Genomic DNA, 23,270 nt, shown 5'->3' on the forward strand with positions numbered 1-23,270 from the left:
TGCGGTTGCGCAATGGAGCACGCCGGCCGGCGCGCGCCGGGCGGCATTGCAAGCATGGCGGCGAAGCCGCGCGTTATCGCAACTTATTGCGCCTGCTGCGCATCGACAAACTCGATGCGGCGGGTGGCAAGGCTACCGCTAAAGGTTGTGGGTTTATTCTGGCAATTCCCAGAAACCAACCGGATCAAAATAAAACTGATTATCTGCTGTAAGACTTGAGGCAAAACAATAAGCCCGCGCGCAAGCCGCATTGCCGATGCAGCTTACGCATTTATTGAAGACGACCGTGATATCGCGACTATCGCGGGCAGATTTTCGGTGCTCAGGCAAGCGTGCCGGCGCCCACTCCTGTTGCCGATGCCTCCGCCCCCGCGCGCCGTGCCGCGACGATCAGGTCCGCCGCCCGCTCACCGATCATGACCGTGGGCGCGTTGGTATTGCCGCCGATCACAGTCGGCATCACCGACGCATCCACGACCCGCAGTCCCGACACGCCGCGCACCCGCAACTGCGGGTCCACCACCGACGCCGCATCACTGCCCATCCGGCAGGTGCCCACCGGGTGATAAATCGTATCGGCGCGCGCCGCGATGGTTGCGCGCAATTCGGCGTCGCTCTGACCCGCTCGCGTGTGCAACTCCGCGCCGCCGTGCATCGCAAGCGACGGCGCATCGAGAATGCGCCGCGCGATATAGGCGCCCTCCACCAGCAGATCGAGATCGCGCGAATCGCTCAGAAAGCGTGGATCGATCACCGGCGCCTCGCGCGCGTCGCGGCTCGCAAGCGTCACCGTGCCACGGCTCTTCGGACGCAGCACGCACACGTGCAGCGAATAGCCGTGGCCCCAATGCATGCGACGGTTGTGGTCGTCGATCAGCGCGGCGCAAAAATGCAATTGCAGATCCGGACGATCCAGCGTGGGCCGGCTCTTCAGAAAGCCGCCGGCCTCGGCGACGTTGCTCGACAGCATGCCCTGGCCGTGCCGCATGAAGGTGACGAACTGCGGCAGCATCCGCGCAATGCCGCGCACCGAAAAGCCGGGCGGCTCGATCGACGCAACGCGCTTGTTGATCGTGAAGTCGATGTGGTCGATCAGGTTCTGCCCAACCTGCGGCGCATCGTGAATCACCGGCACGCCAAGCGCTTGCAGTTGCGCCGCGGGCCCGATCCCCGAGCACATCAGCAGTTGCGGAGAATTGAACGCGCCCGCCGCGACGATCACTTCCGCGCGCGCTTCGAGCGTCCCGGTGCGGCCGCCGCGCACGATCTCGACGCCGCTCGCGCGCTTGCCGTCGAACCTCACGCGCAGCACGGTGGCATCGGCGAGCGTGTGCAGATTCGGCCGCGTGCGATCGTAGATATAGGCCCGCGCGACGCTGCAGCGCCGGCCGTCACGCTGGGTCACCTGATAGAAACCGATGCCTTCCTGGTCCGGACCGTTGAAATCGTCATTGGGACGGTGACCGGCTTCGAGCGCGGCCTGCACGAAGCGTTGCGAAAACGGATTGCGATAGCGCAGATTGCTGACGCTGAGCGGACCGTCGGCGCCATGCCATGCGTCCGCGCCGCGCTGATTGTCTTCCGCCCGGCGAAAATACGGCAACACGTCGGACCACGCCCAGCCGGCACAGCCCATCTGCGCCCATTCGTCGTAATCGAGCGGATGGCCGCGCGTGTAGATCATTGCGTTGATCGCGCTGGAGCCGCCGTAACCGCGTCCGCGCGGCTGAAACCCGCGGCGCCCCGCGAGCGCCGGCTGCGGCGTCGTCTCGTAGCCGTAGTTGGTCTTGAGCTTGTTGGGCACCACCGCCGCCACACCCACGGGCATGTTGACGAGCAGATTGCGGTCGGTATGGCCGCCGGCTTCGATCAGCGCGATCGTCGCGTCAGGACAGGCATCCGCGAGACGGCCGGCCAGCGAACAGCCACCCGAGCCCGCACCGACGATGATGTAGTCGTATTGCATGCGCTCCTCCTGATGCGGCTCGCGTTGTTCGCGAAACCTGTCCCGTGCACACTTGTCTACGTGTGTTTCCCGCGCATTGTAGGGAGCGTCGCCGTGCTGCGGCGCGTTCACGGCAGAGCGATCCCTCTAAACGAAACCCGCGGCGTACCCCTAAGATAAAAGGTGCTGCCGGCTGCGCAAGCGGTCCCGCAGTGCCCCATGCCGCGCCACGGCACGCGGCATTCAAACGAGGTGCGACGCGTGCCGTGCTGCTGGTGAAAGGCACGGCATGCACCGATAAAACAGCGCACACTCTAAACGCACCCCGGCGCTCGCCCGGAGAACGGAGACAGCAGATGGAACGGCACGGCCCCGGCAAGACGCACGACGTCACGAATCAGGTTCCGCCGCTCGCGGATTACAACCTTTTTGCCAGTGACGCCGCTCTGGTCGCCGCCGTCGATCGCGAAGGCGCGCCCTGGCACCGCGCCGCCCTGCTGCGCGACGGCGCGGCGCTCAGCACGCCCGAGACGCTCGCGCTCGCCGATCTGGCGAACCGCCACGCGCCGGAACTCTTCACCTACAGCCCGCGTGGCGAGCGCATCGACGCACTGGAATTTCATCCGGCGTGGCACACCTTGCTGTCCTTGCTGCGGCGCGAGGGGCTGCACGCCCTGCCGTTCTCCGATCCGCAGCGCGGCGCGATGGCCGCGCGTTGTGCCGGCTATTTTCTGCACGCGCAGCTCGAATCCGGCTCGCTGTGTCCACTGACGATGACCTTCGCCAGCATTCCGGTGCTGCAGCGCGAACCGGCACTCTTCGAGACCTTGCGCGACAAGCTCTATGCGCGCGAACACGATGCGCGCGACGTGCCGCTCACGCACAAAACCTCGGCGATGATCGGCATGGGCATGACCGAGAAACAGGGCGGCTCGGACGTGCGCAGCAATCAGACCCGTGCCTTTGCCACACACGGAAGTGGGCGTGGCGCGCACTACCGGCTGCTCGGTCACAAGTGGTTTTTCTCGGCGCCGCAGTGCGACGCGCATCTGGTGCTCGCGCGTACCGACGATCACGAAGGCCTCTCCTGCTTCTACGTGCCGCGCTTCGCGCCCGACGGCAGCAGGAACGCGGTGCAGATCCAACGTCTGAAGAACAAGCTCGGCAATCGGTCGAACGCCAGCAGCGAAGTCGAATTCCTCGATGCGTTCGGTATCCTGATTGGTGAGGAAGGGCGCGGCGTGCCGACCATCATCGAAATGGCGAACTACACGCGGCTCGATTGCGTGATCGGCAGCGCGGCGCTGATGCGTGCGGCGCTGACGCAGGCCATCCATCATGCGCGGCATCGCAGCGCGTTCGGGCGGCATCTCGCCGATCAACCGTTGATGCGCAATGTGCTGGCCGACCTCGCACTCGAATCCGAAGCAGCGACTGTGCTGTTCATGCGGCTTGCCCGCGCCTTCGAAGACGCGGCCAGTGCGCCGGAAGAGCGCGCCTGGCGCCGCATCGTCACGCCGGCGGCGAAATACTGGGTCTGCAAGCGCACGCTCGAATTCACCGGCGAAGCCATGGAAGTCTGGGGCGGCAACGGGTATGTCGAAGAAGGCCCGATGGCGCGCTTCTACCGTGAAGCACCCGTCAATTCGATCTGGGAAGGCTCCGGCAACGTGATGTGCCTCGACGTGCTGCGCGCGCTGGAACGCGAAGTGGATGCCGCGCACGCCCTGTTCTCCACATGGCGGGCCGATGCGCACGGGCATCCGGCGCTGGTCGCGGCGCTGGACCAGCTCGCCGCGACGCTAAGCGGGCCGCAGGAAACCCGCGAAGCGTCCGCGCGCCGCATCGCCCAGCAGATCGTGCTGACCGCGCAGGCCACGCTGCTCGTGAAGCACGCGCCCGCGGAAGTGGCCGACGCGTTCATCGCGACGCGTCTCGCCGACGGCTGCGGCGAAAGCGGCCGCGTGTACGGCACGCTACCCGCCACGTTCGATCACGCGGCGATCGTCGCGCGGGCGTTTCAACCCTAGCGGGCAGTCTCATTGGATGGATCTGCCTCACCCATAAGCGCGGCCTGCCGCGCACCGACATCCATCAAGGGAGTGGACATGAAAAACGATCTGCCTGAGGTTGCCGCGCTCGAAGCGCTGCTGCGCGAACAGCGACAGGCATGGTTGCGCGCGCCGTATCCATCATGGGAGGCGCGTGCGGCTCATCTGAAGTCGCTGCGGGCGATGCTGCTCGATCATCGCGATGCCCTGTGCGACGCCATGCACGCGGACTTCGGCAATCGCGCGAAGGAAGAGATCCTGCTCGCGGAATTCCTGCTGGTGAAGGAAGAGATCGACGCCGCGCTGAAGCACGGCAAGCGCTGGATGAGACCGCAGCGCCGCAGCACCAACAAATGGCTGCTGCCGGCACGCGCCAGGGTGGTGCCGCAGCCGCTCGGCGTGATCGGTATCATCGTGCCGTGGAATTATCCGGTGCTGCTTGCGGCCGGCCCGCTTATCAGCGCGCTCACGGCCGGCAACCGGGCGATCATCAAGATGTCGGAACTCACGCCACGCACCTCGGCGCTGTTCGAACAACTGATTGGGCAAACCTTCGCGCGCGATCATGTCGCCGTCGTCAACGGCGACGCCGCGCTCGCCGCCGCCTTTAGCGCCCAACCGTTCGATCATCTGCTCTTCACCGGTTCCACCAGGGTGGGGCACGAGGTGATGCGCGCGGCGGCCGAGCATCTCACGCCCGTCACGCTGGAGCTGGGCGGCAAGTCGCCGGCAATCGTCGGGCCGCACGCACGGTTTGACAACGCGGTGGACAACCTGCTGGCCGGCAAAACGCTGAACGCAGGACAAACCTGCGTCGCGCCGGATTACGTGCTGGTGCCGCGCGGCAAGGAGCAGGCGTTCATCGCGCGGGCGCGCTCACGCATGGCGACCATGTATCCGGACTTCGCACGCAATTGCGACTACACGTCCATCATTTCCGGGCGGCATTTCGCGCGGCTGCAGCGCCTCGCCGACGAAGCGCAGGCCGCCGGCGCGCAACTGCACCCGCTCGCCGACGGCGCAGCGGATCCGGCCACCCGCCGCTTCCCGCTGATTGCCGTGACAAATGCGCCGGATGACGTCGCGCTGATGCAGGAAGAGATTTTCGGGCCGCTGCTGCCGCTCATCCCGTACGACACGCTCGACGACGCCATTGCGTGGATCAACGCCCGGCCGCGGCCGCTCGCGCTCTATCTGTTCGACGACGACGCCGCGACCATCCGGCGCGTCGAGCGCGAAACCATCGCGGGCGGCATGGCGGTCAACGAAACGCTGATGCATCTGGCGTGCGAAAGCCTGCCGTTCGGCGGCGTCGGCGCGAGCGGGATGGGTGCGTATCACGGTTACGAAGGCTTCGTGACCTTCTCGAAGATGAAGCCGGTACTGACTCAGGCGCGCTGGAACGCGCGCGGGTTGATCGCGCCGCCGTACGGCAAGCGCGTGAATGCATTGCTCAAGCTGATGATGCGCTTCTAGCCGGGCAGGTCCGCCAAACCGTCGTCGCGGCCGCCACCGTCGCCGCCAGCGGTTGCGTCCGCCGACGTCTCCCGGCCGGCGCGCGCGGGTTCGAGCGACGTCCCCGGTGGCTCATCCGCGGCGCCGCTTTCCAGCCGGTGCAGCCACGCCAGCAATTCCGCCACCGCCTGATAGAGCTGCGGCGGAATGCGCGAATCCAGATCCACCTGCATCAGCAGCGACACCATTTCCGGCGCGTCGTGCACATACAGGCCGGCGTCCTTGGCGCGCTGGATGATCATGTCCGCAACGAGGCCATAGCCCTTCGCGACGACGCGCGGCGCGGCGTCGCTGCCCTGGGCGTCATAGATGAGCGCGGCCGCGCTTTTGCGATGCGTGCGGCTCATCACATGTCCCAATCGAAATCGGTGTCGGACTTGGCCGCCGGGCGCTCCCCCCTGACCGGCCGGCGCGCTGCAGGCGACGGCTCGCCAGCCGTCGCCGAACGCGCATAGGCCGAAGCGGCGGCCTGCGCGGCGGCGGCAGCGGCCGCGTTCGAGGCGCCCGCTGGCGCGCCGCCGCCGATTTCGCGAATCGACAGTCCGTTCAGTTCGATCCCGGCGGCGGCCAGCCGCTGTTTGAAGCCTTCGCTTTGCTGCGTGAGGCGCGCCGCGCCGAGCGGACTCGCCAGCACCCGCGCCATCAGCCGGGTGCCGGTCAGCACCAGTTCGGCATCGACGGTGCCGAGGCGCGGCAACGACAGCGTGAGACGGGTGCGCCATGGGTAATCCTCTTCTGCCTCCGCGCCGCCGCCGCCGCGCTGCCATTCGTCGCCGTCCTGCTGAATGGTCCAGTCGAGCTTTGCGCCCGGCCACGCTTCGCCGGTCCAGCGGAACTGGCCGGTCGCGAGCATGTCGAGTTGCTGGCGCACCAGCGGAATGGTGACGGCGTTGACCGCGGCCGCGGCGGCCTGCTGGGTCTGCGGCGCCGCGTCGGTCAACTGGGCGGCCGCGTGCAGCGCGGCGTGCCCGGATTGGGTAGCCAGATCGGCAAGCGAATTCGCCAGCATTTCCCCGGCGACAAACCGCGCGGCTTGCGGCGACTGGATCGAGGGTAGTGCACGCGCGGCTGCGCCGGCATCGGGCGCACCGCCCGAAGTCTGCGCGGCGCCGGCACGGCCCTGCTGCTGCGCGCCCGTCGCGGAAGATGACGACGCCGCCTCCGCGTCCGCGGCCCAGTTGAGCGGCAATTGGGTCTCGCTGTCGAGCAGCTGGTTTTGCGGTTCGGCGGCCAGATCGGCAGGCGCGAGCTGTCCCGCGAGCCATTGCGCCAGATGCGATTCGTAGAAGAGGCCGCTGCCCGCGACGGTATCTTTGAGCGCGGCGGCCAGCGCCGCAACCGGCATCGGAGCCGCGGCGACGCTCGCCGCCGCGGCAGCCGTTGCGGTGCCGGCGGCAGCACCGGCGCTGCCGGCAGCGCCGCCCGCAGCCGTGCCCGCGGGCAACCCGGAAGGCGCCGCGCCTGCGTCGGGCATCTCGCCAATCAAGGACTCGAACAGAGGGAGCTCGGCGAGGGCGACATCGAGCGCGGGCGCGGCCGGCCAGATCGGCAACTGGCCGACAATGGCGGGCGTGGCTTCGCCGCCGGAAAGTGCAATCGCGTTGAGGGTCAGGGCAACCGCCGACAAGGCGGTCTGCGCGGAAGCCGGCGGAGCGGCAGGCGCGGCGGGCGTGCCTGGCGTGACGGGCGTTTCGACGCTCAGCGCCGACGCCCCGGCCTGCGACGTGGTCGCGGTACCCGGCGCAATATTGAGCAAACTGTCGATCGGGCTCGAGAGGAGCGAAGCGATGGCCGAGTCGATTCCGTTCATGCCGATTCCTTAGTGTTACCTCGGGGCCCGCGTGGCTCACCCAGGCAACTTCGCGCAGCCAACTCGCGCCGCTGACTCATGCCGCTGACTCATGCCGCTGACTCATGCCGCCCGTTCATGCCGCCAGCTCGTGCGATCGAACGCCACCACGGTCAGACGAGCTCAGCGTGCTCCGTACAGTTCCTTCAGCACCCGGGCCGGCCGCCCGGCGAACAGCGCCGACAGGTTCGCCATGCGCGGGTTCGCGAGGTCACGGATCGCGGCATCGTCCGCAAGTATCCGGCGGATCAGGTCGTACTTGCGCAGGCGTTCCAGCTCGTCGAGCTTGACTCCGGTTTCCGCTTCCTTCAACGCGTCGACCAGGTGCCGGTATTCTTCCTGCAGCGGCACCAGATCGTTCCACAGCGCGCGGCGCGCGGCCATCAACATGCGTGCGGAAATCGCTGCGATTGCCTCGTAGCGGGCAAAATATTCGTCGTTCGAAGTCATCTGATACTTTCCGCGGCTGGCTGACCCGCCATCCGCGCGATCTCCGGCCCAATTCCGACCCACGCCTCTTCGAGCGTGGCCAGCAAGCCGTCGACTTCGACGAGCATCGCCTCGCTCTGCTTCACGTTGGCTTCGAAGAGCCGCCGTGTCATATAGGCATACAGCGCGTACAACCGTTGCCCGACTTCGCCACCCGCCTCGACGTTGAGCGACTGCTGCAGCCCGCTTTCGACAATCCGGATCGCCTTGGAGATTGCCTTGCCGCGCTCTGCCACGTTGCCTTGTTGCAGATGCATACGCGCCTGGGCAATCGCTTGCCGAGCCCCTTGATACAGCATCACGATCAGACGATGCGGACTCGCGCCCAACACCCCTGTCTCGACGCCGACACGTGCGTATGCGTTGGCTCCAGCGTGTCCTGGGGAAAACATCGGCGCTTCTCCTGTCGTGCGGATTCGAAAAGTGTGAGACGGCTTTCCGGAGCACGTCGCCGCGTCCAGAGTGTGGTCTGTACCCGTGTTATCGGATTCGTAACCGGAAAGCTTTAGGGCGCTGTAAGGAGGTTTAAGGCGAAACGGCTTGCGCTCAGGGATAAAGCCGAAGTCCAGGGTGGGCACGCCGCCGCGCCACATGCGCCTGCGCCGGCACCCCGCGGCGGCGTGCGCCGGCCGCGGAGCATCCTGCACCGGCCGGCATGGCGCCTGCGGGCGACGGACGCTTAAACCGACATCTGCATGATGTCGTTGTAGGCGGACACCAGCTTGTTGCGGACCTGCAGGCCGAACTGGAAGCCAAGGTTAGCCTTTTGACCGTCGATCATCACGTCGTTCAGCGAGACATTGGGCGAGCCGAGTTCGAAGGCCTTCGTTTCGCCGTCGGCCTTTTGCTGATCGCCGCTGATCTTGTCGAGCGACGCCTTGAGCGCCGACGCAAAACCGCCCGAGGTCGCGGCACCCGACTGGTCCGCGACCGTCTCGGCGCCGCCGGCCGCCTGCGCCGCCATGGCCTGCATTTGCTGCAGTGCCGACGAGATCGCGTTCACTGGCATTGTCATGTTCTCTCCGGAAGAAGGGGACCGGCGTGGCTACACCTGCCGATCTGACCGAGAGAATATCAGCGGGCTATTTTCGAAAGCCGCGAAAGTAGGGGGGAAACCCTGCTCTATTCGAGCAATCGGGTTGCCCGGCCGTGGCGATAATTCCAATGGTGAAAGTGTCTGTCCGTGCGTCCGCCGACCCAGGTGTGGCGGCAGCTGACAGACCCAAGGCATCCCCGGAGAAACCCGACGCATGGATTCGTCAGCCAACTCGTTGATCAACCCCGACGCCCGCATGGGCCTCGCTGGCGCGCAGCCAGGCGCCGTTGCGCCCGGCGCCGGCCAGGCAGGCGGCGCCGCGGACCTGAGCGGTGGGGGTCTCGGCGGCAACTTTACGCAGCGTCTGTCCGGCTTGACGCAGATGCGCGGCAACCCGCGCGCGCCGCTGATTTTCGCCGTCGCGGTTCTGGTGGCCGTGGTCGTTGGCCTGTGGCTGTGGTCACGCGCACCGGACTACAAGGTGCTCTACAGCAACCTGTCCGACCAGGATGGCGGCTCGATCATCACGGCGCTGCAGGCGGCCAACATTCCCTATAAGTTCTCCGACGGCGGCGGCGCCATCCTCGTGCCGGCCGATCAGGTGCATGAGATGCGTCTGCGCCTCGCCTCGCAAGGCCTGCCGAAAAGCGGCTCGGTCGGCTTCGAACTGATGGACAACGAAAAGTTCGGCATCAGCCAGTTCGCCGAGCAGGTCAACTATCAGCGCGCGCTGGAAGGCGAGCTGGAGCGCACCATCGAATCCGTGTCGTCGGTGAAGTCGGCGCGCGTGCATCTGGCCATTCCGAAGCCGTCGGTATTCGTGCGCGACCATCAGGCGCCGTCGGCGTCGGTGCTGGTGAACCTGTATCCGGGCCGCATGCTCGATGAAGGCCAGGTCGTGGCGATCACCCATATGGTCGCCTCCGCCGTGCCGGAGATGCCGGCGCGCGGCGTCACCATCATCGATCAGGACGGCAACCTGCTCACGCAGCCGCCGTCCAGCGCCGGACTCGACGCCACCCAGCTCAAGTACGTGCAGCAGGTCGAGCACAACACGCAGCAGCGCATCGACGCGATCCTCGCGCCGCTGTTCGGCGCCGGCAATGCGCACTCGCAGGTGAGCGCCGACGTCGACTTCTCGCAGGTCGAACAGACTTCGGAAAACTACGGCCCGAACGGCAATCCGCAGCAGGCGGCGATCCGCAGCCAGCAGACCAGCAGCGATACCGAACTGTCGCAAGGCGGCGCCTCGGGCGTACCGGGCGCGCTGTCGAACCAGCCGCCGCAGCCCGCCTCCGCGCCGGTCAACGCCCCGAACGGCGCAAGCGGCAGCTCGAGCACGCCGGTCAGCGACCGCAAGGACGCCACGACGAACTACGAGCTGGACAAGACGGTGCGTCACTTCCAGCAGTCGATGGGCGGCGTCAAGCGCCTCTCGGTGGCCGTGGTGGTGAACTACCTGCCGGTGACCGACGCCAAGGGTCACACGACGATGCAGCCGCTCACGGCCGACAAGCTCGCGCAGGTCAACCAGCTGGTGAAGGACGCGATGGGCTTCGACGCGCAGCGCGGCGACTCGGTCAACGTGGTGAACAGCGCGTTCACTACCGAAGTCGATCCGAACGCCAACCTGCCGTGGTGGCGCACGCCGGAGATGATCGCGCTCGCCAAGCAGGTCGCGACTTACCTGGGCATTGGCGCCGTCGCCCTGTTCCTCTACTTCGTGATGGTGAAGCCGGCGCTGCGCCGCGCCTTCCCGCCGCCGCCGGAACCGGTTGCGGCCGCGCTGATGTCGCCGGACGAGCCGGTGCTGCTCGACGGCATCCCCGCCGCCGAACGTGCCGGAGCGGCGGCCGGCGAAGAAGGCGGCGACTCCGAACTGATGGCGCTCGAGAGCGACAAACACAAATTCGAGCGGAACCTGGAATACGCGCGCAACATCGCGCGCCAGGATCCGAAGATCGTTGCAACCGTGGTCAAGAACTGGGTGTCCGATGAGCGCTGAAGGCGTGGTGAAAAGCGCGCTCCTGCTGATGTCCATCGGCGAGGAAGAAGCCGCGCAGGTGTTTAAGTTCCTGGGGCCGCGCGAGGTCCAGAAGATCGGTGTCGCGATGGCGGCACTGAAGAATGTCACCCGCGAACAGGTCGACGAAGTCCTGCACGAGTTCGTTCGCGAGGCCGAGCAGCACACCGCGCTATCGCTGGATTCGAGCGACTACATCCGCTCGGTGCTGACCAAGGCGCTCGGCGACGACAAGGCCGGTGCGATCATCGACCGGATCCTGCAAGGCAGCGACACGAGCGGCATCGAAGGCCTCAAGTGGATGGATTCCGCTGCCGTGGCCGAGCTGATCAAGAACGAGCACCCGCAGATCATCGCGACGATCCTGGTCCACCTGGACCGCGATCAGGCCTCCGAGATCGTCTCCTGCTTCACCGACCGTCTGCGCAACGACGTGCTGCTGCGCATCGCGACGCTCGACGGCATCCAGCCGGCCGCGCTGCGCGAACTCGACGATGTGCTGACAGGCCTGCTGTCCGGCAGCGACAACCTCAAACGCAGCCCGATGGGCGGCATTCGCACGGCGGCGGAAATTCTCAACTTCATGTCGAGCAATCATGAAGAAGGCGTCATCGAGAACGTGCGCCAGTACGACGCCGAACTCGCGCAGAAGATCATCGATCAGATGTTCGTGTTCGAGAACCTGCTCGACCTGGAAGACCGCGCGATCCAGTTGCTGCTGAAGGAAGTCGAATCCGAGGCGCTGATCATTTCGCTCAAGGGTGCGCCGCCTGCGCTGCGTCAGAAGTTCCTGTCGAACATGTCGCAGCGGGCCGCCGAGCTGCTCGCCGAAGATCTGGATGCCCGCGGCCCGGTGCGCGTCTCCGAAGTGGAAACGCAACAGCGCCGCATTCTGCAAATCGTGCGCAACCTGGCGGAAAGCGGCCAGATTGTTCTAGGCGGCAAGGCGGAAGATGCATATGTCTGATCAGGATCCCACGCGCAAGGCTAGCCTCTCGGCCTACCAGCGCTGGGAGATGGCCTCGTTCGACCCGGTGCCGCCGGCACCGCCCGAACCCGAAGTCGACGACGGCGCTTTTGAAGCCGAACTGCAACGCCTGCGCGACGCCGCGCACGCGCAGGGCGTCGCCTCAGGCCACGTCGCCGGCCAGGCGTTGGGTTATCAGGCCGGCTACGATCAGGGGCACGCGCAAGGTTTTGCCCAGGGTCAGGCCGAAGCACGCGAAGAAGCCGCGCGCCTCGCGGCGCTGGCCGAAACCTTCAAGGCCGCGCTGGACGGCGCGCAACACGAAATCTCCGAAACGCTGGTTGCCCTCGCGCTGGATATCGCGCAGCAGGTGGTGCGTCAGCACGTGCAACACGATCCGGCCGCGCTGATCGCCGCCGCGCGCGAGGTGCTGGCCGCCGAGCCGGCGCTGAGCGGCGCTCCGCACCTGATCGTGAGCCCGGCCGATCTGCCGGTGGTCGAGGCGTATCTGATGGAAGAATTGCAGGCGCGCGGCTGGTCCGTACGCACCGACCCGGCGGTCGAGCGCGGCGGCTGCCGCGCCCACGCCAGCACCGGCGAAGTGGATGCCGGCATCGACACGCGCTGGGAGCGGGTCGCCGCGGCACTCGGCAAGGCGAGCACATGGTGAAGCCGACCATCGAGGAAATCCGCGCCAGCGATCTGACGCCGCTCGAGCAGGAGCTCGCGCTGGCGTCCTTCGGCGCCGCGGCGCCCGCGGCTGAAACGCAGGCTGCGCCGCAGACGTCTCACCCACCCCAGGCGGCGCGTGCAAAGGCGGCAGCGCGCGATCCTCGCCATGGTCATTCGACTTCCGTGTTCGCCGCGGCCAGCCGTGATTCCGCGCCTTCCATGGCGAGCAGCGGAACTGGCGCAGCCGCCGGCGCCGCGGCCAACCCCGCGCTCGCCAGCAATCCGCACGTGCAAGCCTGGCGCGGTCATCTGGATGGTTTGCGCGAACGCAACGCCATCGCGAGGCCGATGCGCGCCTGCGGGCGCCTGACACGCGCCGCCGGGCTCGTGCTCGAAGCCGTGGGACTGCGGCTGTCGGTGGGCGCCGAAGTAATGATCGAACTGCCGCAGGGCAGCTCGCTGCCGATGGCCGAAGCCGAGGTCGTCGGCTTCGCCGGCGACAAGCTGTTCCTGATGCCGACCACCGAAGTGATTGGCCTGTTGCCCGGCGCGCGGGTCTATCCGCTGGAATCCGCGCCGATCGCCGATCCGATGGCGGGTGCCAAGCGCCTGCCGGTCGGCTGGGAACTGCTCGGCCGCGTGCTCGACGCGTCCGGCCGGCCGCTCGACGGGCTCGGCCCGCTCGGCACCAAGATGGATGCGCCGCTATCCGCGCCGACCATCAATCCGCTGAATCGCGAGCCGATCCACAAGGTGCTCGACGTCGGCGTGCGCGCCATCAACGCGCTCCTCACCGTTGGCCGGGGCCAGCGCATGGGCCTGTTCGCGGGTTCCGGCGTCGGTAAATCCGTCCTGCTCGGCACCATGGCGCGCTACACCAGCGCCGAAGTGATCGTGATCGGCCTGATCGGCGAGCGTGGCCGCGAAGTGAAGGAATTCATCGAACAGATCCTCGGCGAGGAAGGGCTCGCGCGCTCGGTGGTGATCGCCGCGCCGGCTGACGTCTCGCCGCTCTTGCGGATGCAGGCCGCCGCCTACTCGACTTCGCTCGCCGAATACTTCCGCGATCAGGGCAAGCATGTGCTGCTGCTGATGGATTCGCTCACCCGTTATGCCATGGCGCAGCGCGAGATCGCGCTCGCGGTGGGCGAGCCGCCGGCCACCAAGGGCTATCCGCCGTCGGTGTTCGCCAAGCTGCCGGCGCTCGTCGAACGCACCGGCAACGGCCCGGCGGGCGGCGGTTCGATCACCGCGTTCTATACGGTGCTGACCGAAGGCGACGACCAGCAGGATCCGATTGCCGATTCGGCGCGCGCGATTCTGGACGGCCATATCGTGCTGTCGCGCTCGCTGGCTGAAGCCGGCCACTATCCGGCCATCGACATCGAAGCGTCGATCAGCCGCGCCATGACGGCGCTGATCGACGACCAGCACCTCGACAAAACGCGTCTGTTCAAGCAGATGCTGTCGCGTTACCAGCGTAACCGCGACCTGATCAACGTAGGCGCCTACTCGAGCGGGCGCGATGCGCTGCTCGACCGTGCGATCGCGCTGTATCCGCGCATCGAGGCGTTTTTGCAGCAAGGTTTTCGCGAGTGTGCGGGATTCGAGGCGAGTCTCCAGAAGCTCGACGCGCTGTTTGCCCAAGGAGGCTGACGATGGCGAAACACTTCCCGATCAAGACGCTTATCGGCCTCGCGCAGGACGACGTGGACGCCGCCGCGCAACGCCTTGGCCGCGCCCAGCGCGAGGCGAGCGAAGCGCAGGCGCAGTTCGACGCGCTGGTGCGCTACCGCGACGAGTATCACGCGCGCTTCACGACGAGTGCCCAGACCGGCATGCCGGCTGGCAACATGCGCAATTTTCAGGCGTTTATCGACACGCTCGATGCGGCGATCGAACAGCAGCGCAGGCTGGTTGTCGCCGCATATGGACGCGTCGAAACGGCCAAGCCGGAATGGCAGCGTCACAAACAGAAGTTAGGCTCGTATGAAGTCCTGCAGGCCCGCGGCGACGCCACCGAAGCGCAGCAGCAGTCGCGCCGCGACCAGCGCGACGCCGACGAACATGCCGCACGCATTCTGAGGATGCGCGCCGAGGGCGTCTGAGCGACGCGCTTGGCCCGCGGTCCAGCGGCTTGCCCGCTGGCACGAACCACCGGCCGTGGCCGGAAATGACCAGACTCAACGGATAGACAGGATCAACCATGTCGCCACTTTCGCTTATCAGCGCACTCTTCGATACCGTTTCGAGCAGTTCGTCGGCCGGCGCCGCAGCGGACGCCTCGAACACCGTGCCGTTTTCGCAGACGCTGCAGCAGAGCATCAGCGCGCAGACGAGCGCGCCGCAAACCGTAAGCAGCGCGCCGCCGCCTGCGCCGGCACCCACGCCTTCGCCTGCGCCGTCGTCTTCCGCGCCGTCTTCATCAAGCGCTCAGGATGCTGCGCAGTCGGGCAGCACGAGCACCGCCAGCACCAGCCAGAGCAGCAGCACGGGGACGAACACCAGCAGCGACGGCACGACGACCACGGCGTCCTCCGGCAGCACGCACGGCAGCCATGGCAGCACGGGGGCGAAGGGCGGCAGGGGCTCGCACTCGACCGACGCGGCCACCTCGGCCGCCGCAGCGGCGGTGGCTGCGCAACTTCAGGCGCAGGCGCAGCTTCAGGCGCAGGCCAACGCGAATGCGAACGCGAACGCCGACGGCACGACGAACCAGACATCGAACGACGCCCTGGCGGCGCTGGACCCGGCCACGGGCATGGCGGGTACGACAGATGGCGCGCACGGCAAGAAGGCGATCGATCCGAAGTCGGCGAGCGACGCGCTGCAGGCGGCGTTGACGGCGCTTACCGGTGCACAGGGCGCGGTGCCGACGCAGGCTGCGGGGCTTGGCAAGGGCGCCGACGCGAAGACGGACGGCAACCGGGACTCGGGACTTTCGCTGCAAACGGGTAAGGGCAAGTCGTCCGCGGCGGGTTCGATGCTGGGTGACGCGAAGGGCAAGCTGGGCGACAAGCAGACGCTGGACACGGCGGCGACGACCACCAATAGCGACCTGGCCGCGAAGAACGCCGCGGACGCGCTGGCGGCGACGACCACCAACAATGCGCAGGACAGTGCGATTGCGGCGAAGAGCACGGCTGACGCGGCGACGGTGGCACTGGCCGCGAGCCAGGCGGCGGCGGCCGCGAGCGCGGCGAGCGCGAGCACGCCGACCCTGCAGGGCACGAACCTGGCGGCTCAGGCCGCGGCGGCCAATGCCTTGGCGCCGACGGTGGGCAGTTCGGACTGGGAAGAGGCGTTGGGACAGAAGGTGGTGTTTTTGTCGAATGCTCACCAGCAGAGTGCTGAGCTGACGTTGAATCCGAAGGACCTGGGGCCGCTACAGGTGGTGTTGCAGGTTGCCGATAACCATGCACATGCGTTGTTTGTTTCGCAGCACCAGCAGGTGCGGGAGGCGGTCGAGGCGGCATTGCCGAAGCTGCGCGAGGCGATGGAGAACAACGGCATTGGGCTGGGGAGTGCTTCGGTGAGCGATGGATTTGCCGGGCAGGCTGGGCAGCAGCAGTCTTCGGGTTCTGGCAGCGGGCGGTCTGGTAACAGCTTTGCCGGCGGCGCCGGGGGGGAGTCCGAAGCGGATGTGGCTAGCGTGGCTAATGTGGCTGCCAGGCGGTCAGTGGGGTTGGTGGATACGTTTGCCTGATTTTTTGGGTTCTTTTTTGCCCTTCAGGCGGATTGGTTGTTTGCCTTACGGCGTTGGGCTTGTTTTGCTTTCGGTCTAATAGCTTCGCTGCCTGGTTGTTTGCCTACGGCGTTGGGCTTTGCTTTTGGTCTGGTAGCTTCGCTGCTTGACTGTTTGCCTACGGCGTTGGCCTTTCCTTGATTTGCTTTCGGTCTGGTAGCTTCGCTGTCTGGTTGTTTGCCTACGGCGTTGGCCTGTCCTTGCTTTCTTAGTGGTCTATTAGCTTCGCCCCTGTGCGGGGCAGCACTCACTTTCTTTGCCGCCGCAAAGAAAGTAAGCAAAGAAAGCGGGCTCACACCGCCAGCCAGTAGGTGTCGCCCCCGCCGGTCACATGGCATTGGTCCGAGACAAGTTCGGCCCTCGGATCACACACGCTTTTGGCACAGGACTCATCCACCCCACTCCGCACTCCGTGCGTCGCGGACGGGTTTGCCAGGGAAAGCAGTCGCGGGGCTGAAGCACCCTCATTGTGTTGCCTTGTTCGCGTCACCGTTGCAGCAATACTGACAAAAAACGAGAGAGTAAGCAGAAGGGGTTATGCCCGACGGCGGCGCGTAGCGCACGCTGGATGAATGACGGCTTTGTCACGGGTGGTGGTGGCAAGAGGGACGATCTTGTCTCGGACCAATGCCGCGTGGGTGGCGAGGCGGGCGCCTACTGGCTGGCGGTTGGAAGCCCGCTTTCTTTGCTTACTTTCTTTGCGGCGGCAAAGAAAGTAAGTGCCGCCCCGCACAGGGGCGAAGCTAATAGACCGATAAGAATGCAAGGAAAGGCCAACGCCGCAGGCAAACAGTCAAGCAGCGAAGCCAACAGACCAAGAGCAAAGCAGGAAAAGCCCAACGCCGTAGGCAAACAACCCAACAGCGGTCTGCCAGACAAAAGCAAAAGCAAACCCCAAACACCAGAGATACCCCCCAAACCCCCTTCTTTTCGACCCATCGCGCGAAGCGCAATTAAACAACAATTCACCCTACCAGCACTGAGGCAAGCAAGAATCCATGGCATCGACGACCGCAAACCAGCAAGGCACTGTTCAGCCGGCCTCCCCCGGCCCGATGAAACGCATCATCCTCATCGTGTTGATCGCCCTGATCGCCGCAGGCGCAGCCGGCGCCGGCGTGTGGTTCTTCATGTCCCGGCACGCCCCGGCAGCCGGCGCCGCTCAGGCCGCCACGCCGGCCGCGCCCGCCCTGCCGGTGTTCTTCCCGCTCGAACCCATGACCGTCAACCTGCAGTCGGACGACGGCCAGCAACACTATCTGCGCATCGGTCTCACGCTCAAGCTCAATGACCTCAAGGTCCAGCAGGAGCTCACCGATCACATGCCGGAAGTGCGCAGCCGCGTGCTGCTCGCACTGTCGAACAAGCACCCCGACGACCTCGCGCCGCTCGACGGCAAACGCACGCTCGCCACCGAACTCAAGACGCTGATCGAACAGCCGACCGACAAAGGCGCCGCTCCCGTAGAAGTCGAAGACGTGCTGTTCACCGAATTCGTCGTGCAGTGACCCCGCTTCACGCTGCCGCCATCAACCGCCAAGGGACGCACGAGGAATAGGAATGGGCCACGAAGAGTTCATGTCCCAGGAGGAGGTCGATGCCCTCCTCAAGGGCGTTACCGGCGAGTCCGATTCGGAAGCCGAGCAGTCAGACCGCTCCGGTGTCCGGCCGTACAACATCGCCACGCAGGAACGCATCGTCCGCGGCCGGATGCCCGGCCTCGAAATCATCAACGACCGCTTCGCGCGTCTGTTGCGCGTCGGCATCTTCAACTTCATGCGGCGCACCGCGGAAATTTCCGTCGGCCCCGTGAAGGTGCAGAAGTACAGCGAGTTCACCCGCAACCTGCCGATCCCGACCAACCTGAACCTGGTCCACGTGAAGCCGCTGCGCGGCACGTCGCTGTTCGTGTTCGATCCGAACCTGGTGTTCTTCGTGGTCGACAACCTGTTCGGCGGCGACGGGCGTTTCCATACCCGCGTCGAAGGCCGCGACTTCACGGCCACCGAACAACGCATCATCAGCAAGCTGCTCAACCTCGTGTTCGAGCACTACACGACGTCGTGGAAAAGCGTGCGGCCCCTGCAGTTCGAGTTCGTACGCTCGGAAATGCACACGCAGTTCGCCAACGTCGCGACGCCGAACGAAATTGTCATCGTCACGCAATTCTCGATCGAATTCGGCACCACCGGCGGCACGCTGCATATCTGCATGCCGTACTCGATGATCGAACCGATTCGCGACATCCTGTCCTCGCCGATTCAAGGCGAAGCGGTCGACGTCGACCGCCGCTGGGTGCGCGTGCTGTCGCAGCAGGTGCAAGCCGCGGAAGTCGAACTGACCGCCGATCTCGCACAGATCCCGATCACCTTCGAGCAGATCCCGAACATGCGCAAAGGCGATGTGCTGCCGATCAACATCCCCGAACACATCACCGCGAAAGTCGACGGGGTGCCGGTGATGGAATGCGGCTACGGTATTTTCAATGGTCAATATGCGTTGCGCGTCCAGAAGATGATCAGCGCGACGGACACGATGAAGGAAGGTGGATATGACTGAGCTGAACGGAACGCCTGAAAAGGAACTGCCGGCAGACGAAGCACAACTGGCAGGCGCGGATGGGGCCTCGGACGAAGCGTCGCTCGACGACTGGGCCAGCGCGCTGGCCGAGCAGAACGACAACAGCGCGGTCAGCGCGACGACGGCCGGCGTGTTCCAGCCGCTCTCGAAGGTGGAGCCGAACACCACGCGCAACGACATCGACATGATTCTGGACATTCCGGTCCAGATGACGGTCGAGCTGGGCCGCACCAAGATTGCCATCCGCAACCTGCTGCAGCTCGCGCAAGGTTCGGTGGTGGAGCTCGACGGCCTCGCCGGCGAACCGATGGACGTGCTGGTCAACGGCTGTCTGATCGCTCAAGGTGAAGTCGTGGTCGTCAACGACAAGTTCGGCATTCGCCTGACCGACATCATCACGCCGTCCGAGCGGATCCGGAAACTGAATCGATGAACCGCTTTGCCGGGCGCATGGCGCGCCCCAGCCGGCGTACCGCATTACGCCAGCATTGCTCCCATGCCGTGCGCGCGAACCTCGCCGCCGCGCTCGCCGTCGTCAGCGTGAGCGCGTTGATGCTGACGCCGCTCGCCGCTCGCGCGGCCGATATGAAAGCCGTCAATGACGCGGCGCGGATCGCTTCCGGTGTCGGCGCGGGGGCCGCGGTGCCGTCGCTGGGCATCGGCGCCGTGCTGCAAACCATCTTCGGCCTGCTCGTCGTGATTGGCCTGGTGTTCGCCTGCGCATGGCTCGCGCGGCGCTTCGGCCTGCAACCGGGCGGCAGCCGCGGCGGTCTGGTGAAGACCATCGGCGGGGCGTCGCTGGGCGGCAAGGAGCGCGTGGCGGTCGTCGAGATCGGCGATACCTGGCTCGTGCTCGGCGCGGCTCCCGGCAATGTGCGTCTGCTGCACACCATGCCGGCCGGCTCGACCGACGGCGCGACACTCCCGCTGGGCACGCGCCCGAGCGGCACCGACACCGCCCTGTCCGGCACTTTCGGGCAACGCTTTCGCGAAGCGCTGAAAGGGGAAGTGGGCAAACGTTTCAACCGGCCACACGGCGGGGATCAGTAAATGCAGTTCAGTCACCATCAGGCGCGCCACGGGCACGCGGCCTCAAGCTGTGCCCTCGACAGGCGCTCTGCCCGCCCGCGCGCGTTTTTTCCGCAAGTCCTCGCCATGCTGCGCCGTGTGCTGGCGCTGGCCGCACCGTTCGCTGTGCCCGCGCTGCCCGTCATGCTGATGGCGCTGCCGTCGCTTTCGTTCGCGCAGACCGCGGGCCTGCCCGCGTTCAACACCAGCCCGGGCCCGAACGGCGGCACGACGTATTCGTTGAGCGTGCAGACCATGCTGCTGCTCACGATGCTGTCGTTCCTGCCGGCCATGATCCTGATGATGACGAGCTTCACGCGCATCATCATCGTGTTGTCGCTGCTGCGCCAGGCGCTCGGCACCACGACGACGCCGCCCAACCAGGTGCTGGTCGGCCTCGCGCTGTTTCTCACGCTGTTCGTGATGTCGCCGGTGCTCGACAAGGCCTATAACGACGGCTACAAGCCGTTCTCCGAAGGCTCGATGCCGATGGATCAGGCAGTCAGCCGCGGCCTCGCGCCGTTCAAGACATTCATGCTGCGGCAGACCCGCGAATCCGATCTCGCCCTGTTCGCCCGCATCTCGCACGCCGCGCCCATGCAAGGTCCGGAAGACGTGCCGCTGCCGTTGCTGGTGCCCGCCTTCGTCACGAGCGAGCTGAAGACCGGCTTCCAGATCGGCTTTACCATCTTCATTCCGTTTCTCATCATCGACATGGTGGTGGCGAGCGTGCTGATGTCGATGGGTATGATGATGGTGTCGCCTGCGACCATCTCGCTGCCGTTCAAGCTGATGCTGTTCGTGCTGGTCGACGGCTGGCAGTTGCTGCTCGGCTCGCTCGCCCAGAGCTTCGTCTGACTTGCGCCGCTTCCGGCCTACCCGATAACCCGCTGAACCGACACGACTCATCATGACACCCGAATCAGTCATGGCCCTTGCGCACCAGGCGATGTACGTCGCGCTGCTGCTGGCCGCACCGTTGCTGCTCGTCGCGCTCGTGGTCGGCCTGATCGTGAGTCTGTTCCAGGCCGCTACGCAGATCAACGAAGCCACCCTGTCGTTCATTCCAAAGCTGCTCGCGATCGCCGTCACGCTGGTGATCGCCGGACCGTGGATGCTGTCGACCATGCTCGACTATCTGCGTCAGATGCTCACCAATATTCCGACGCTCGCCAACTGAGCGCGGCCGTCCTCCGCACGCAGCCGCCATGTTCTCCGTCACCTATGCGCAACTGAACGCGTGGCTCACCGCGTTTCTCTGGCCGTTCGTGCGGATCCTGGCGCTGGTGGCCACGGCGCCGGTGTTCGGCAACATGTCGGTGTCGACGCGGGTGAAGATCGGCCTCGGCGCCTTCATCACCATCATCGTCGCGCCGACACTCGGCGCCATGCCGCAAGCCACGGTGTTTTCCGCAGCGGGCGTGTGGATCATGGTGAACCAGTTCCTGATCGGCGCCGCGCTCGGCCTGACCATGCAGATCGTCTTCACCGCCATTCAGGCAACCGGCGAATTCGTGGGTCTGGGGATGGGTCTGGGCTTCGCGACCTTCTTCGATCAGCAGGCGAGCGGCTCGAGCGCCGTGCTGTCGAGCTTCATGAACGTCTTCGCGATGCTCGTCTTTCTCGTACTGGACGGTCATCTGCAGATGGTGAGCGCGCTCATCGCGACGTTTCAGTCAGTGCCGATTTCCAGCGATCTGCTCGGCGCGGGCGGTTTTCGCTCATTGGCCAATTGGGGCAGCACGATTTTTTCGGCGGGGCTGCTGCTGTCCTTGCCGGTCGTTGCCGCGCTGCTGATCGCCAACCTGGCGCTCGGCATTCTCAACCGCGCGGCACCGCAGATCGGCGTGTTCCAGATCGGCTTTCCGCTGACCATGCTGGTCGGCATGCTGATTCTGCAACTGATGGTGCCCAATCTGATTCCGTTCTTCTCGCGGCTGTTCGATACCGGCATAGAGGAGATGGGGCGAGTGGCCGCAGGGCTGCGCTGATAATCGGGCAAAAAAAACGGGAAACGACCTAAGCCGCTTCCCGCCTCACACCTTCGATACTGCCAAAGCTTGTTGTTATTTAGTTGTTGATGAACTGGAACAGCGACAACTGCTGAACCTGCACGAACGCCTGTTCAGACGCCTGCAGCGAGAATTGCGTCTGCGTGTACTGGCTGATGGCCGCGGGCATATTCGTGCTCACCAGATCGTCCAGCGAACTGGTTGCCTGCAGCGACTGCGACTGGTTCACCGTTTCCATTGCCTGAATCTGCTGCTCGCGGCCGCCCACCGTCGCCTGCACGGTCGTCACGTTGGACAGCGAGTTCTGCACCTGCGTCATGCCCGTGTTCAGGACGTTGTTCAGCGCCGCCATGGCCGCCGGCGTGTCGGCGGGCGTCTGCAACGCGGTGATCATGTTCTGGATCGTCGCGAACACGCTCGTGCCGCCTTGCGCCGGCGGAACCTGGGTGGCCGACTGCACGGTGAACGAATCGGTATTAGCCGGCGTGCCGCTGATCGTCACACTCTCGCCGCTCGTGCCCAGCGTGATCGCCGAGCCGGCCGTGTACGGTTGCGGCGCGGTCGTAGTGGTCGTGCCCGCGCTGTTGGTATCCGCGACGGTGTAGGTCGTCACGCCAGCCGCGACCTGGAACGAGATGGTGTAGGTGTCGCCGTTGGCCGCGCTAGTCGCATTGGTCGAGTTGACCTGGCCCGCTACCGCCGTACCCGTATTCAGCGTCGATGCATAGGCGACCGGCGCCGCCGTCTGCGGCGTCACGCTCAGGAACACCGAGGCGCCCGTGTCGCCGGTGGCGACCGATGTGCTGTCGGAAATCTGCGTGCTCGAAACACCGTTGTCGCCGTTATAGACGACCGCGCCCGCCGAGTTCTGCGTGAACGGCTGCGACGACGTCTGGAAGCCGCCGAACAGATAGTTGCCGCTCGGCGACTTGGTGTTCCCGAGCGTCATCAGCGTGTTGTTCAGCTGCTCGAGCGTCGCGGCGATCGCGCTGCGGTTGGTGTCGTTCAGCGTGCCGTTGCCGGCGGTCTGCAGCTGCGTGTTCACGCTTTGCAGGGCGGTAATCACGCTGGAGAGCGTCTGATCTTCCGACTGCAGACTGGTGAGGGCGGAGTTCTGGTTGCTCGCATACTGCGCGAGGGTCGCGCCCTGCATGCTCAGTTGCACGGCCTGAGCCGCGCCCAGCGGATTGTCGGACGGTGAGGAGAGGCTCACGCCGCTCGAGATCTCGCCGTACAACTGCGACAGTTGGCTTTGCTGATTGTCCATTGTCTGGACATTCATGCCGAGAAATTCAGATGTGGAGATGCGCATGATTCA

The 23,270-nt window shown here is 65.7% G+C and carries 23 protein-coding genes; 16 read left to right on the plus strand and 7 right to left on the minus strand.

The window, feature by feature from the left end:
- Window positions 1–5: 5 nt before the first annotated feature.
- The gene (locus VGH41_RS23505) at window positions 6–212 is read left to right on the plus strand and encodes a hypothetical protein (RefSeq protein WP_331600043.1); all 207 of its coding nucleotides are present in this window, start codon (window positions 6–8) and stop codon (window positions 210–212) included.
- A 110-nt stretch (window positions 213–322) separates the two neighbouring features.
- Here the strand turns inward: VGH41_RS23505 and VGH41_RS23510 are convergent, their stop codons facing one another.
- A complete protein-coding gene (locus VGH41_RS23510; RefSeq protein ID WP_331600044.1) occupies window positions 323–1,966 on the minus strand; it encodes a GMC family oxidoreductase in 1,644 nt (547 codons plus the stop codon).
- 335 nt (window positions 1,967–2,301) lie between these two features.
- Between VGH41_RS23510 and VGH41_RS23515 the strand changes: the two genes are divergently transcribed.
- Together VGH41_RS23515 and VGH41_RS23520 are read left to right on the plus strand one after the other, a co-directional pair.
- Window positions 2,302–3,975: an isovaleryl-CoA dehydrogenase gene (locus VGH41_RS23515; RefSeq protein WP_331600045.1), complete on the plus strand. Its 1,674-nt coding sequence runs from the start codon at window positions 2,302–2,304 to the stop codon at window positions 3,973–3,975.
- 78 nt (window positions 3,976–4,053) lie between these two features.
- Window positions 4,054–5,472, plus strand: coding sequence for a coniferyl aldehyde dehydrogenase (locus tag VGH41_RS23520; RefSeq protein WP_331600046.1), 1,419 nt, complete (start codon window positions 4,054–4,056; stop codon window positions 5,470–5,472).
- Here the strand turns inward: VGH41_RS23520 and VGH41_RS23525 are convergent.
- The 5 genes from VGH41_RS23525 to fliE all read right to left on the minus strand — a co-directional run bounded on the left by VGH41_RS23525 (window position 5,469) and on the right by fliE (window position 8,864).
- On the minus strand, window positions 5,469–5,858 hold the full coding sequence (locus VGH41_RS23525; protein WP_331600047.1) for an EscU/YscU/HrcU family type III secretion system export apparatus switch protein: 390 nt from the start codon (window positions 5,856–5,858) through the stop codon (window positions 5,469–5,471). The two genes, VGH41_RS23520 and VGH41_RS23525, sit on opposite strands and share 4 nt — an antisense overlap.
- Window positions 5,858–7,321, minus strand: coding sequence for a flagellar hook-length control protein FliK (locus VGH41_RS23530; RefSeq protein ID WP_331600048.1), 1,464 nt, complete (start codon window positions 7,319–7,321; stop codon window positions 5,858–5,860). The genes VGH41_RS23525 and VGH41_RS23530 overlap by 1 nt, the downstream gene beginning before the upstream one ends.
- 162 nt (window positions 7,322–7,483) lie before the next feature.
- On the minus strand, window positions 7,484–7,810 hold the full coding sequence (locus VGH41_RS23535) for a flagellar protein FliT (protein ID WP_331600049.1): 327 nt from the start codon (window positions 7,808–7,810) through the stop codon (window positions 7,484–7,486).
- Window positions 7,807–8,241, minus strand: coding sequence for a flagellar export chaperone FliS (fliS, locus tag VGH41_RS23540; RefSeq protein WP_331600050.1), 435 nt, complete (start codon window positions 8,239–8,241; stop codon window positions 7,807–7,809). The genes VGH41_RS23535 and fliS overlap by 4 nt, the downstream gene beginning before the upstream one ends.
- A gap of 287 nt (window positions 8,242–8,528) precedes the next feature.
- Window positions 8,529–8,864, minus strand: coding sequence for a flagellar hook-basal body complex protein FliE (gene fliE, locus VGH41_RS23545; protein WP_331600051.1), 336 nt, complete (start codon window positions 8,862–8,864; stop codon window positions 8,529–8,531).
- A gap of 235 nt (window positions 8,865–9,099) precedes the next feature.
- Here fliE and fliF point away from each other — a divergent pair, with 235 nt between their 5' ends.
- The 13 genes from fliF to fliR all read left to right on the plus strand — a co-directional run bounded on the left by fliF (window position 9,100) and on the right by fliR (window position 21,931).
- Window positions 9,100–10,890, plus strand: coding sequence for a flagellar basal-body MS-ring/collar protein FliF (gene fliF, locus VGH41_RS23550; RefSeq protein WP_331600052.1), 1,791 nt, complete (start codon window positions 9,100–9,102; stop codon window positions 10,888–10,890).
- Window positions 10,880–11,875: a flagellar motor switch protein FliG gene (gene fliG, locus VGH41_RS23555; protein WP_331600053.1), complete on the plus strand. Its 996-nt coding sequence runs from the start codon at window positions 10,880–10,882 to the stop codon at window positions 11,873–11,875. Before fliF ends, fliG begins: the two co-directional genes overlap by 11 nt.
- On the plus strand, window positions 11,862–12,545 hold the full coding sequence (gene fliH, locus VGH41_RS23560; RefSeq protein WP_331600054.1) for a flagellar assembly protein FliH: 684 nt from the start codon (window positions 11,862–11,864) through the stop codon (window positions 12,543–12,545). The genes fliG and fliH overlap by 14 nt, the downstream gene beginning before the upstream one ends.
- Window positions 12,539–14,203 carry a flagellar protein export ATPase FliI gene (gene fliI / locus VGH41_RS23565; RefSeq protein WP_331600055.1) on the plus strand — a complete coding sequence of 555 codons (1,665 nt, stop codon included), beginning with the start codon at window positions 12,539–12,541 and terminating at the stop codon, window positions 14,201–14,203. Before fliH ends, fliI begins: the two co-directional genes overlap by 7 nt.
- Before the next feature lie 2 nt (window positions 14,204–14,205).
- Complete coding sequence (gene fliJ / locus VGH41_RS23570; protein WP_331600056.1) at window positions 14,206–14,655, plus strand: flagellar export protein FliJ; 450 nt, start codon at window positions 14,206–14,208, stop codon at window positions 14,653–14,655.
- A 98-nt stretch (window positions 14,656–14,753) separates the two neighbouring features.
- Complete coding sequence (locus tag VGH41_RS23575; protein WP_331600057.1) at window positions 14,754–16,253, plus strand: flagellar hook-length control protein FliK; 1,500 nt, start codon at window positions 14,754–14,756, stop codon at window positions 16,251–16,253.
- 1,037 nt (window positions 16,254–17,290) lie between these two features.
- The gene (gene fliL, locus VGH41_RS23580; protein WP_331600058.1) at window positions 17,291–17,800 is read left to right on the plus strand and encodes a flagellar basal body-associated protein FliL; all 510 of its coding nucleotides are present in this window, start codon (window positions 17,291–17,293) and stop codon (window positions 17,798–17,800) included.
- Between the two features lie 52 nt (window positions 17,801–17,852).
- Window positions 17,853–18,851 (plus strand): flagellar motor switch protein FliM, encoded by a 999-nt coding sequence (gene fliM / locus VGH41_RS23585; protein ID WP_331600059.1) that lies wholly within the window; start codon window positions 17,853–17,855, stop codon window positions 18,849–18,851.
- Entirely contained in the window at window positions 18,844–19,305 is a 462-nt protein-coding gene (gene fliN, locus VGH41_RS23590; RefSeq protein ID WP_331600060.1) for a flagellar motor switch protein FliN, read from the plus strand. The genes fliM and fliN overlap by 8 nt, the downstream gene beginning before the upstream one ends.
- A complete protein-coding gene (gene fliO / locus VGH41_RS23595; protein WP_414696703.1) occupies window positions 19,302–19,922 on the plus strand; it encodes a flagellar biosynthetic protein FliO in 621 nt (206 codons plus the stop codon). The genes fliN and fliO overlap by 4 nt, the downstream gene beginning before the upstream one ends.
- Complete coding sequence (fliP, locus tag VGH41_RS23600) at window positions 19,923–20,798, plus strand: flagellar type III secretion system pore protein FliP (RefSeq protein WP_331600061.1); 876 nt, start codon at window positions 19,923–19,925, stop codon at window positions 20,796–20,798. It abuts the gene before it with no gap.
- A gap of 52 nt (window positions 20,799–20,850) precedes the next feature.
- Window positions 20,851–21,120, plus strand: a complete 270-nt coding sequence (gene fliQ, locus VGH41_RS23605) for a flagellar biosynthesis protein FliQ (protein ID WP_331600062.1) — start codon at window positions 20,851–20,853, stop codon at window positions 21,118–21,120.
- Window positions 21,121–21,148: 28 nt separating this feature from the next.
- Window positions 21,149–21,931, plus strand: a complete 783-nt coding sequence (gene fliR / locus VGH41_RS23610) for a flagellar biosynthetic protein FliR (protein WP_331600063.1) — start codon at window positions 21,149–21,151, stop codon at window positions 21,929–21,931.
- Between the two features lie 79 nt (window positions 21,932–22,010).
- On the opposite strand, the gene flgL is transcribed toward fliR, so the two are convergent.
- Entirely contained in the window at window positions 22,011–23,264 is a 1,254-nt protein-coding gene (gene flgL, locus VGH41_RS23615; protein WP_331600064.1) for a flagellar hook-associated protein FlgL, read from the minus strand.
- Window positions 23,265–23,270: the final 6 nt, after the last annotated feature.

Source organism: Paraburkholderia sp. (assembly GCF_036488795.1).
GTDB lineage: Bacteria > Pseudomonadota > Gammaproteobacteria > Burkholderiales > Burkholderiaceae > Paraburkholderia.